Raw genomic sequence first — 11,675 nt, 5'->3', positions numbered from 1 at the left:
CCAGCTATACGCTAATCTTGATTTACTCGGCAAACTCCAAAAAGTCTATGGTTGCTCCAGTTTCCGCCGATTTATAGATAGCCTCCAATATTTGAGTGACGACATAAGCTTGCTCCGCTTTGACCAGCGGTTCCGTATCATGAAGAATACATTCCAGCCATTGCTCCGCCTCCAGCACTCCGGGTGCTTCATCTTTGCCGGTGAAATAAGCGACGCTTGCCCCTGTTCTCGGCTTAATTTCTACTAATTTCCCATACTGGGCTCTATTAAATACAACCTCCGGCTTTCGATCCGGCCCGACCTTTATTTCTGCTCCGCCGTCTACGCCGAACAACGAGGTCTTCGCTTCCCTGGCATCCGTCGTATTGAGCGCCCAGGAGCACTCCAGGAAGATGGTAGCTCCATTCTCCATCTTAATAAAAGCAAATGCGGAATCCTCCACATCGAACGTTGAGGGGTCCCAAGGACCAAACAGATTCCCTTCCATGTTATCCTTCATTTTGTAATAGACCGAGCCTGTCACAGATTGCGGCTTATAGTTGTCCATGCACCATAGCGTCAAATCAAGTGCATGCGTGCCAATGTCGATTAACGCCCCTCCGCCTTGTAATTGCTTATCGGTAAATACCCCCCAGGTCGGAACGCCCTTTCTGCGCACGGCATGTGCCTTGGCCATATAGACCTCGCCAAGATCCCCCTTCGAGCAAGCACGATATAGAACCTGGGACTCCTCATTAAACCGGTTTTGATAGCCTATGGTCAATTTTTTTCCTGTCCTTTTCGAAGCATCCAGCATCTTTTTAGCTTCCTCGGAATTAATGGCCATCGGCTTCTCGCACATAACATGCTTGCCCGCTTCGAGAGCGTCTACCGTGATAAAGGAGTGATACAGATTCGGAGTGAGTACATGAACGACATCAATGGATTCGTCTTGAAGCAGTTCTTTATAATCCGTATAGACTCTAGCTCCCTCCATACCGAATGCCGCTGCCGCAGCAGCAGCTCTCTCCTCTACTACATCACAAAAGGCAACCATTTTCCCCAGATGAGGCAGCTTAGCCAAAGATGGCATATGCTTTTGATGTGCTATGGCTCCACAGCCGATAATTCCAATTTTCAGTGCTTCTTTCATACTTATATCTTCCTTTCTTGGTTATCGTTATCCGTTACTTCCAATCGAACAGGCAAGCGGATTTTCACTTTGGCTCCACCTTGAGGCAAGTTGCTGAAATGGATGTCCGTCCGGCCGGGGTACAGGAGAGCCATTCTTCGTTTCACATTCCAAATTCCCACATGCTCCCCTCTCACATTCATCAGATCCTCGTCCGATTGAAGCCGGGTAAGAATATCTTCCTGAAATCCGCCGCCGGTATCCAGAATAGAAATGAGCAAGGCTTCTCCTTCCTCGGCAGGCTCTGAACCAATTTCAACAACGATACGAACACAGTCGTCCATCGTAACGGCGTACTTGATTGAATTTTCCACAAACGTTTGAATAATCAAAGGCGGCACCTGGACGTCTTCCAAGCCTTCCGCAAGCATCAATTCGTATTCCATATGTCCCGGAAATCTTAATTTCTGAATATTGAGATAATTCTTCGTGTGCTTAATCTCATCCCTCAAAGCCACAAAGCTTAAATTGCTGCGGAACATGTACCGGAAGTATTCCACAAGGGACATCGTCATCTCCTTAATGAGCTCATACTCCCGAGATTGCGCCAGGTGATACACAATGTTTAATGAGTTCAGATAGAAATGGGGATTAATCTGCAATTGCAAATGCTTGAGAACCGCCCTTTGATTGCTCAACTGCTCTTCGTAAACATCAATTTTCAATTGCTGGATTTGTGAAACCATTTCGTTAAAGGTTTCGTTAATAACTTCAAATTCGTAGGAAGTCGTGTAAGGTACAATTCGGGTTTCCCAATTCCCTTCTTTAAACCGCCTCATTGCAAGGAGCAATCTTGAGATAGGACGGAGTATGAGTTTCCTAAGCAGCAGCAACAGGAGCAGCAGCAAAATGACGAATGCAATCGTAACGACCTGAACAATTCTTTGAAAAACAGGAAGCTTTTCCAAGATTCTTTGCTCTGGAATTAATACGTTCAAATAAAAATCGCCCTTCCCGGAACGTTCAGCCACCTCGAGAAAAATTTGCTTTTGGCCCGTAGGCTTGTAAATCTTATTGTCCACGGAAAGATCGATGCCGTTCTGCTTAATAAAATCAACATGATCCATGGGCTCATGACGGCTTGTCGATAATACGGATAGGCCATCATCCCCGAGATCAATCAGACTCAGCGGTACCATCAGCCTCTTGGCGTTCACCCATGCGCCTACATAGACATTCCCTATTTTGGCAACGTGGCTTAGAAAATAATCTTGATTCAGCTGTAGAACGCACCAGGCTTGCCTGCAATTTTGATCCATTTGATCGCTATTCAGCTTGCTGATGAGCAGTGAGCGCGCTTGATCCCTGTCTTCAAAGGTTAAGGAGGAATTGGCCCCGAGCAAAAAATCTTCATTGTTTGCGGAATAAACAAAAAACATATCCATCGTACGGTTGTTGTTTATCATGGTTGAAACATTGTTGAAAAGACGAATTTTTGCTTCCTGGTACTGTGTTGAATAGATGTTCGCCGGCTGATCCAGCAAGATTAAATCGGTTTCCTCGGCAACCATTTTGTACAAGTATTCATCGGCTTCCGCCAGGTTTCTATCGATCTGGTTCATATACAGGCTGACCAGGTTTTTATTCGATTGGGCTACCTGTTCCCTTACTACATCACCCGCATACGAGCTGTAATAGATCATTAAACTCATCAAAGGGATAAAGATAGCGACAAAAGCCATCCCGATACGAAAACGCAGCGATTTCAGCCGTTCTTTCATCATAATTTTCATCTTATCGGTCCCCCATGATGGTTACGTTATCGTTACGTAATTATATCATGGAAGAGAATAGGGGGATATGTCCCCCGGTCCTGCGGTTCCGTCTAAAGGGTAGCTTGTTGAAGCAGCTGCGTAAGGTTTCTATAGCTGGTGGCCACGCCCTCAATCTCATCCCCATCCGTCGCATCCTGCTCGACAAAAACATACCGGGAATGGCCAAGTGAGACGGCTTCCTGCAGGTAATCCCTAATATTCAGGCACCCTTGCCCTACCTGGGTAAAATGCTTCGGATCTTGGGTTCGATAAAGCTCATCAATCGTAATATGGCTGTTTTCCCCAAATACCTCAAACCAATTGACCGGCTGAACGGATGCCGGTAAATCCTTTTGATGAAGAAAGATGCAGCGGTCTCCCAATTTGCGCATCCACGCTAACGGATCAACACCTCCTCTAACCGCCCAATAGGTATCCAGCTCGAACTTGACTAGTTCCGGATCGGTATGCTTCAGCATGTAATCCAGGACCGTCTCGCCTTCAAATACTTGGAATTCCTGAAAATGGTTATGGTAATACAATTGCAAGCCTTTCTTTTTGCAGATTTCTCCGTATTTATTGAACTGCTTGCAAAAGTCCAAAACATCCTGCTTGCTGCTAAAAAAGGCGATAGAGCATCCGATAGCGGTACTTCCTATTTCCTGATTAACAGATAGGACTCCTTCCCAATCCGTCTCTTCATTCACCCTGGTATGACAGCTTACCGCCTTTAATCCAAGACGATCCAGCTGCTTCCTTACCTCGGAGGGGGGAAGATCTCCCCCAAGACTGAACCCGTCATCGGTTTTTTTAATCACCATTTCCAGATGGCTGTAGCCTATTTGCGCTAATTGCTCTATGGTGCCGATAAAATCTTGCTTCAATGCATTTTTCACCGAAAATAATTGTAATCCGATAGATAGTGTCATATAGATTCCTCCGCGTTCTCTATTATTTGGTTTTTGACCATGCATCCAGCTGCTTTTGCTTCTCGGCAATAATTTTGTCTATACCTGCTGCTTTGAGTTTTGTGTTGAATTGAGAAAGCTCTGTTTTCGGATCTAGCGTCCCCGTTTCCAGGCCGTTTTTGTACTGGTTGAATACATTCGTAACGGCGGCAATTTCCGTCTTTACTGGCGTAGCGTCAAAGGTAAAGCCAAGCGCCGGAGATTTCATAGCATCCTTATTGAATTTGTCCATTTGTTTGTAGATGTCTTCCGGGTCCCCCGTGAACACATAGGACTTGAATTGATCCCCGAATAACCACCCCTGGTTCACCCCGTATGGAACATTACCTGAGTTGATTCCTTGAGGAAAGTCGATGACGTTAACCGATTTTTTCACATAATCTCTTCCTTCAATTCCCCAAGAGAGCAAATTGATAATATCCTTGTCGGAGAACATCAGATTCAGAAACATCATCGCACGAGCGGGGTCTTTCGAGTTGTTAGCAATGGACCACATAAACCTTGTAATCTGATTCGTGTTGGAAACCGGTTCGGAAATTTTGTATTCCACCATTTCTTTCCCTGCAACACGAGTCGCTTGCATAGCATAACCGGGCTTTGAGGTCGTCATGAACGAGAAGGCGCGGTCCGCCTTGATCAGATCGGTTCCATTATCCTTGGTTGTTGCGGCATCCTTCTGAATGTAACCTTTTTCAAACCATCTTCTGACCGTATCGAGGATCCCTGCGTATTTTGGAGTCTCATACAGGTTGACGACCTTTAAATTTTTATCCTCATAATCCAGCACGCCCATATAATCTCCAAGCACATCAAAATATTTATTACTCATGACGGCTGCCGGAGTAACGGAGCTTGTGTACAGAACTAAAGGAGTGATATTCGGCTCATGTTCCTTGATCGTTTGGAACACACTGTCCAGATCGTTGTAGGAAGTCAGCTTGCTTAGATCAATTTTATATTTGTCGATCAGATCTTTTCTCATCGTAAGCGACCTGTCTCCGGCCAAATCCCGGTTGCTCGTCACTCCGTAAATCTTGCCGTTTACTTTGGCTGCATTAAGAAATGCGGGATCTAACGTCTTGGTAATGTCTTGGCCATGCTTGGCAAGCAAATCATCCAGAGCCAATAGACGGCCTTGAGTAATATGCGTGCTGTAAGTCCCCCCTACGCCGCTGACCATCAAATCCAGCTTCTCGTTAGAGGCGATCATCAGGTTGAGCTGCTGCGCATAAGAGCCATAGCTGATAGGAAGCAGCTTCACGGTTGCATTGATTTTTTTCTTGGTGATTTCGCTTATTGCCTTCTCGACTTCAGGAATGCCTTGAGTTTGTGATGTGGTCGTGAAGAAGGCCATCGTTATTTCATAGGGTGCCAATCCGGATGCTCCGCCGCCTTCCTTCGGGTTGTTAGCGGAGCTGTTATCCGCCTGCTTGCCACCCCCTGAACACCCTGCAAGCATAGACATGACTAAAAGCATGGATGCCGAAGCCAATCCTACCGATTTGATCTTTTTCTTCATAACCCAACCTCCCAAATGGAATATATTAACCGTGCTTTAGCCTTTAACCGCGCCAACCGTGAGTCCCTTAACGAAAAATTTCTGAAAGAACGGATACGTGATAAGAATAGGAACGACACCTATAACGGCCATCGCCATCCGTACGCCTTCTTTGGGGAGAGCAGCCAGCATCTCGCCTTGATTTCCGCCCAAATCGGCTGTGCTTAAAAATTGAATATCCAGCAAAATTTTATTAAGCATATATTGGAGACTGAACAGCTTACTATCGGTGATGAAGATCAAGCTGTTGAACCAATCGTTCCAGTAATGAATAATTTGAAATAGGCCTACAGTGGCCAGAATGGGGAGGGAAAGCGGCATAACAATCTGCCAGAAGATCCTGAACTCCCCTGCCCCATCCATGTAGGAGGATTCAATAATCGCCACCGGGATGGATGTCATAAAAAAGGTTCTTGCCAGCAAAACATAAAATCCGTTGAGCAGCAGGTAAGGGATAATCAAGGCAAAAATCGTATTTTTCAAATCGAATACTTGTGTGTACAAATAGTAGGTAGAGACAAGCCCTCCATTGAACAGCATAGTAAAGAAGACATAGAATGAGAATAGCTTCCTATATGGCAAATCTCTTCTCGATAAGGGGTAAGCCAGCATAGAGATGATGAGCACGCTGGTTAACGTCCCTATGACTGTTACCGAAATGGAGATCCCGTATGCCCGTAAGATCGTGCTAAGATCATGAAACAGGTAGTCATAAGCAGCGAAGCTGATTTTCTCAGGCAAGAAGGAGTAGCCTCTTCGAATAATTTCGTTTTCGTCTGTTATTGAGGAGGTAACCAATAGAACAAAGGGAAGCAGACTCATAGCACTGATGATGATAAAAACCAAGTGAATCATAAGCTGGTAAACGCTCTCTTTTTGCTTCATCCAAACTCCCCCCTCCTAGAACAATGCATTCTCGCTGTTGATTTTTCTCACAATATAGTTGGATAAGAGAACCAATATAAAGCCTACAACCGATTGATATACGCCCGCAGCGGAGGACATTCCGATATCGCCCAGCGTCAATAAGGCACGATACACATAAGTATCAATGGTATTCGTTACCGGGTTCAGCGCTCCGGCATCAAGCGGCACCTGGTAAAACAGGCCGAAATCCGAGTAAAAAATACGGCCGACGGCCAGCAAGGTCATGATGGTTATAACCGGGGTCACAAGCGGAATGGTAATTCCTTTAATCTGCTGCCATCTTGAGGCGCCATCTACTGTTGCTGCTTCGTAATATTCCTTATCTATACCTACAATAGCTGCAAGGAAGATTACGCACAAGTGGCCGGCCCCTTTCCAGATACTCACAAAAACTAATATGAGGGGCCAATACTTCGTCTCGCTGTACCAGTTCACTTCCTTCAATCCGAGCATCGGCAAGATCTGCTTGTTCATCATGCCCGAATCACCGCTCAATAAAGCAAACACCAGATAACCGATAATGACGGTCGAAATGAGATACGGCAATAAAACTACACTTTGATAAAACCGGGACAGGAATCGATTCCGCAGCTCATTTAACAAAATCGCCAAGGTCAATGCCGCAATGAGGTTACAAATAATGAAAGCGATATTATACAACAAGGTATTTCTTGTGATAATATAAGCATCCGTTGTTTTGAAAAGAAACTCGAAATTTTTAAATCCCACCCAATCGCTATGGAGAATCCCTTTGGCAAAATTAACATCCTTGAATGCAATGATAATTCCCAGCATTGGGAGGTAGTTATTAATGAGCAAATATAGTATACCCGGCGCCATCATAAGAAAGAGAACACTATATCTCCTAATCGTTCTCCACGTCCTTGCTGACGACCGATTCGTTGCTGCAAGTGCTATAGTTTCTGTTTTTTCCATCCGTATCTCACTCCCCTGGTGTTGCTCTATAGCGCTAACAAAACGGACATATTTCGGTAGCTGATCTCAACGCTTTCCAATTCGGTTTTGCAGGTGGCGTCCTGTTCTACGATCATGTACTTTGCAGCACCAATTTTTCTTGCCGTATCGATAATGTTCTTAATGTCCATAATGCCTTCGCCAATTTCCGCGAATTGTGACGGGTCCTGGGTTTTGTATAGATGCTCAACGGTAATACGTTCGTCTTTTCCGAAGACATCGAACCAGTTCACCGGGTTCACACCGGCCGGCAGATCCTTCTGATGGATCCTGTCACAGCGGGTACCATACTTATGCAGCCACTCCGCCGGGTCCGCTCCACCCCTTAGAGCCCAGTAAGAATCCAGCTCGAACTTGACCAGCTCCTCGTCCATATGCTCCAGCATCAAGTCCATTACCGTATGACCCTCAAAAACTTGAAATTCCTGGAAATGATTGTGATAATACAGCCCAATCCCCTGCTTCCTACACGTCTCTGCGTACCGGTTAAATCGGCCGCAATATTCGATAACGTTGGCCTTGTCAGTAAAATAAGCTGCCGGACATACAATCACCGGACAATCCAGCTCCTGGTTCACTTCAATGATTCGATCCCAGGCTGTATCCTGGTTCACACGAGCACTTGTGGAAATGGTTTTTAATCCCAGCCGGTCCAGCTGCCGTTTTAATTCCTTAACGGTTATGTCCCCTCCTAAATGAATCCCCTCGTCTGTAATTCGCACCGGGAACTCGACATGTTTATAACCGATGGCCGCAATTCTTTCCAATGTGCCCACGTAATCTTCTTTCAGTGCATTTTTTACCGAAAATATCTGCAATCCAATGTCCATCATCCATCATCCTTTTTTATCGTATAGTTGACCCGTTACCTTTTAACCGGACCTGGCATGACATCAGCCGGAATCGGACATTTGTATTCCCGGCCGCCCAGCTCCTTAAGGTGCTCTTCCTTGGCTTGTGCCAACAGCTCCGGTCTCAAAAGCAGCTCAGCCGCTGTTGCACCAACGACTTTGCCGGCATGCAGCATGCCTTTATGAGCTATCGAGGTCGCCCCTTGACTAACGACCTGCCATGTATGAAACGGCGTACCCAGAGCAACGCAGGCAACCATACATTGGGCTGTCGGTGCTTTCCAGCTTACATCCCCGACATCAGTCGATCCGGGAAAAAGGCCGCCACTCGAATCATACGGCTCCAATCGATCGGATAAATGCTGGTTCTCCAGCCCTGCAGGAACGCTATCGTTGAGATCAAGCCCGGTCAAGGTATCACGAATGCGCGAAGCAAATGTTTTCTCGGCTTCATCAAATTCTGGTACCCCCAGCTGAGCAAAGCTATCAAACATCAACTTCTCCAGCGTCCTGTTCATAATGAGCTCGGAAGAGCCCGAATCAAAGCGGATTTCCAGCTCCGTTCCAGTCATAAGCGCCGCCCCTCGAGCCAGATTGCATACCCTTTCATACATGTCGGCAAGCATTTCAGAGCGGGGAATACGCAACTTGTATAAAACCTCCGCTTCCGCTTGCACGACATTCGGCGAAGTTCCGCCTGTATTGGTTACGGCATAATGCAGCCGTGCCTCCGGAATCAGATGCTCCCGCAAATAGTTGGCCCCCACATTCATGAGTTCAACGGCATCCAACGCGCCTCTTCCCAAATGGGGGGACACACCTGCATGCGCGCTTCGCCCCTTGAACTTGAAATAAACCTGACAGGTAGCCAAAGTAGTCTTCGTCATCATTGCGTTGATGCTTTCCGGATGCCAAGTAAGGGCGGCATCCACGTCGTCAAAAAGCCCATTTCGTGCCATGACGGCTTTGCCGCCGCCGCCTTCTTCCGCAGGGCAGCCATAATACCGGATAGTCCCCGCCAACCGGTGTTTTTCCATAAAGCTTTTGACTGCTACGGCTGCCGCCAGCATTCCGCTTCCAAGCAGGTTGTGCCCACAGCCGTGACCGTTCCCGCCGTCAACAACAGGCGCGTGATGCGTTTTCCCCTTCTCTTGGCTTAATCCGGATAAGGCATCATACTCGCCAAGAATGGCGATTACCGGCTTGCCATTTCCGTAGCTTCCAACAACAGCTGTTGCAATCCCGCCTGCAGAGCGCTCTACAGCAAAGCCCTCCTGTTCGAGTATACTTGCCATTAATTCTGCGGATTGATGCTCCTCATACCTGGTTTCGGCATAATTCCAAATCTGGTCACTCACACGGATATACAAATCCCTTTTTTGTTCGATGAAGTCCGAAATGCTTTGAACGGCATTGGGCTTATGATGCATTCGAGTGTCCCCCTTCAGTGAGCTTTGTTATTTATTATAGGAATTGCGTGGATAAGCAACTACCGTTTTTCCGACATAGAATGATGTTTTAACGATCATTATGGCCTCTATAAACCCAAAAAGGACAGTCGAATGATTTCATTCGGCCTGTCCTTTTTTTCGACACATTAGCATTATCGAGTATGCTTCTTGCGAAATTCAAGCGGGTTCATATTCGTGATGCGTTTAAACATTTTGGAGAAATGTGAAAAATTCGTGTATCCTATGGATGCCGCAATATCGCTCACGGATCTGTCCGATTTGATCAGCATCGCCTGCGCATGCTTGAATTTGGCCTCCAGCAAATAATCGGATAAGGAAACTCCAGCCTCTTTCTTAAAAAGCCGTGTTAAATAGTCGGGATGTAAATAAACGAACTCAGCAATATCGTCGCGGGTCAAATCCTTGCTCGCCATATTGTCCGCAATGAATTTCTTGACCCGGTCCACCACCGAATTCGGCTGTTCGACGTCGCGAATCCATTCAATGACAAGCTCGATCGTCCTCCCCGTCCATTCCTGCATGCTCGCTACAGAACGGGTGACACTCTCTACAGGGCCCAGACCAATCTCTTCGGAGAACATTAGGTGAGCTTGATATCCTTTCATGTGCAGGATGTGATAGATCATCTGCAAAAAATCATGATAAAAGGCTTGCAGAGTCTTGGTGCTGCATTCCCGGGATTTCATTTCTTCCAGATAGGCATTGATTTCGGCAAGCAAGGACGACTTTGAACCCAGATGCAGCATGTCCAGCCACTTGTTCATGTCGGGCGGTTCCATCAACGCCTCTCTTTCCGCCGCCTCCTCCAAATGATATACCTTCCTGGAATTGGTAGCGTTGTCGAGGTCCAATTGAACCAGACGCTCTACTATTTGCTGAATCTCGAAAATATAAGCCATATACCCGATATAACAGGCTAACTCGCAGTAAAAATATTGGCTGCAGTAGGTCAAATAAGCTTGAAGCGCTTCTTCCAGCTCCGAATCGGAAGTGCTTAACCGATGCTCCTCCGGCAAGAGCACGATAAGATTTGCAGCCGATATTTGCATCACTAGTCCAGAGAGCCCGTTAAGCCCGAAGCTATGGTCTGCTGTGTTACGAAGTGCATACTCCATAATCTTCATCTCGCGGTCCGTTAAGCTTCTCCCCCAGCTTCGTATCGTAATCAGGACCGGAAAAAATCGGGAGTCCGGGCCATATGGTACACTGCGGTTGCGGATGGCCTCGGTAATCTGATCTGGATGAGAAGATAATACATTATGAATAATATCTGACCAGAAACGCTCAACCAGCAAGGGCTGATGAAGGGACCATAGCCCCTGGTAATGCTTTAAAGTTTCTGTAAATTTACGGGTATCCTGGTCGGCTTGGATTTTACGGATCGCCTTTATGACAGCGCTTTCCAAATCCTCGTACCTAACTGGCTTGAGCATGTAATCCAGGCTTCCTAGCTGCAGCGCTTGTTGAGCATAGCCAAAATCGGCATGACAAGTCAGAAAGAGACATTCTGTCGATGGGTATTGCTCCTTCACCCACGTTAGCAGTTCAATTCCGTTACCTTGCGGCATCTCAATGTCGCAAATCATAAGATCTATGGTATGAGCAGCATATAATTCTTTGGCCTGCCTTATATTGTAAGCTACCAATACCTGCGAAACACCTAACCGGGACCATTCGATTCCTCGCTCAATGCCATGTGCAGCATGTACTTCATCATCCACTATCAGCAATCGCAGCATAGCATTCCCTCCTGCCGGATATAAATCAATTAAGATGGTTTCATTTCCATCATCTTAACACATGCTTCTTTGATTCGTCACCGCCATAGTTTGGCTTGGGAACAGCACAGGATTTTGTGATACACCGTACTATAAAAAGGTTAATAAAATTATGCCTATAATTGTTGATCATGACAAAAACCAGAGGTCCTCCTCTGGTTTTTGTCATACGGCAGTTCTCCCCGTCGAAGTCCGTCGTCGACGGTTTTTTCGTCGTCACT

At 46.4% G+C, this 11,675-nt stretch carries 9 protein-coding genes; all 9 read right to left on the bottom strand.

Annotated elements, in window-relative coordinates; all coding sequences use genetic code 11:
- Positions 1–22 precede the first annotated feature (22 nt).
- The 9 genes from ABEA66_RS32525 to ABEA66_RS32485 all read right to left on the bottom strand — a co-directional run bounded on the left by ABEA66_RS32525 (position 23) and on the right by ABEA66_RS32485 (position 11,415).
- Positions 23–1,132, bottom strand: a complete 1,110-nt coding sequence (locus tag ABEA66_RS32525; RefSeq protein WP_345594153.1) for a Gfo/Idh/MocA family protein — start codon at positions 1,130–1,132, stop codon at positions 23–25.
- A 2-nt stretch (positions 1,133–1,134) separates the two neighbouring features.
- Positions 1,135–2,904, bottom strand: a complete 1,770-nt coding sequence (locus ABEA66_RS32520; RefSeq protein ID WP_345594151.1) for a sensor histidine kinase — start codon at positions 2,902–2,904, stop codon at positions 1,135–1,137.
- A 92-nt stretch (positions 2,905–2,996) separates the two neighbouring features.
- Positions 2,997–3,854: a sugar phosphate isomerase/epimerase family protein gene (locus ABEA66_RS32515; protein ID WP_345594149.1), complete on the bottom strand. Its 858-nt coding sequence runs from the start codon at positions 3,852–3,854 to the stop codon at positions 2,997–2,999.
- Between the two features lie 22 nt (positions 3,855–3,876).
- Positions 3,877–5,412, bottom strand: coding sequence for an ABC transporter substrate-binding protein (locus ABEA66_RS32510; protein WP_345594147.1), 1,536 nt, complete (start codon positions 5,410–5,412; stop codon positions 3,877–3,879).
- A gap of 36 nt (positions 5,413–5,448) precedes the next feature.
- Entirely contained in the window at positions 5,449–6,336 is an 888-nt protein-coding gene (locus ABEA66_RS32505; RefSeq protein ID WP_345594145.1) for a carbohydrate ABC transporter permease, read from the bottom strand.
- A 15-nt stretch (positions 6,337–6,351) separates the two neighbouring features.
- Positions 6,352–7,314, bottom strand: a complete 963-nt coding sequence (locus ABEA66_RS32500) for an ABC transporter permease (protein ID WP_345594143.1) — start codon at positions 7,312–7,314, stop codon at positions 6,352–6,354.
- 26 nt (positions 7,315–7,340) lie between these two features.
- Entirely contained in the window at positions 7,341–8,186 is an 846-nt protein-coding gene (locus ABEA66_RS32495) for a sugar phosphate isomerase/epimerase family protein (protein WP_345594141.1), read from the bottom strand.
- A gap of 32 nt (positions 8,187–8,218) precedes the next feature.
- Positions 8,219–9,634, bottom strand: a complete 1,416-nt coding sequence (locus ABEA66_RS32490) for a M20 family metallopeptidase (protein ID WP_345594139.1) — start codon at positions 9,632–9,634, stop codon at positions 8,219–8,221.
- A 173-nt stretch (positions 9,635–9,807) separates the two neighbouring features.
- The gene (locus tag ABEA66_RS32485) at positions 9,808–11,415 is read right to left on the bottom strand and encodes a response regulator (RefSeq protein ID WP_345594137.1); all 1,608 of its coding nucleotides are present in this window, start codon (positions 11,413–11,415) and stop codon (positions 9,808–9,810) included.
- Positions 11,416–11,675: the final 260 nt, after the last annotated feature.

The sequence above is a fragment of the Paenibacillus vulneris genome, from assembly GCF_039543185.1.
GTDB lineage: Bacteria > Bacillota > Bacilli > Paenibacillales > NBRC-103111 > Paenibacillus_S > Paenibacillus_S vulneris.
Note: the sequence above shows the minus strand (reverse complement) of the source record. Positions and strands in the feature narration are given on the sequence as shown.

Coding starts and splice junctions, on each gene's coding strand:
- ABEA66_RS32525 (WP_345594153.1), bottom strand. CDS start 1,132: ATGAAAGAAGCACTGAAAATTGGAATTATCGGCTGTGGAGCCATAGCA.
- ABEA66_RS32520 (WP_345594151.1), bottom strand. CDS start 2,904: ATGAAAATTATGATGAAAGAACGGCTGAAATCGCTGCGTTTTCGTATC.
- ABEA66_RS32515 (WP_345594149.1), bottom strand. CDS start 3,854: ATGACACTATCTATCGGATTACAATTATTTTCGGTGAAAAATGCATTG.
- ABEA66_RS32510 (WP_345594147.1), bottom strand. CDS start 5,412: ATGAAGAAAAAGATCAAATCGGTAGGATTGGCTTCGGCATCCATGCTT.
- ABEA66_RS32505 (WP_345594145.1), bottom strand. CDS start 6,336: ATGAAGCAAAAAGAGAGCGTTTACCAGCTTATGATTCACTTGGTTTTT.
- ABEA66_RS32500 (WP_345594143.1), bottom strand. CDS start 7,314: ATGGAAAAAACAGAAACTATAGCACTTGCAGCAACGAATCGGTCGTCA.
- ABEA66_RS32495 (WP_345594141.1), bottom strand. CDS start 8,186: ATGATGGACATTGGATTGCAGATATTTTCGGTAAAAAATGCACTGAAA.
- ABEA66_RS32490 (WP_345594139.1), bottom strand. CDS start 9,634: ATGCATCATAAGCCCAATGCCGTTCAAAGCATTTCGGACTTCATCGAA.
- ABEA66_RS32485 (WP_345594137.1), bottom strand. CDS start 11,415: ATGCTGCGATTGCTGATAGTGGATGATGAAGTACATGCTGCACATGGC.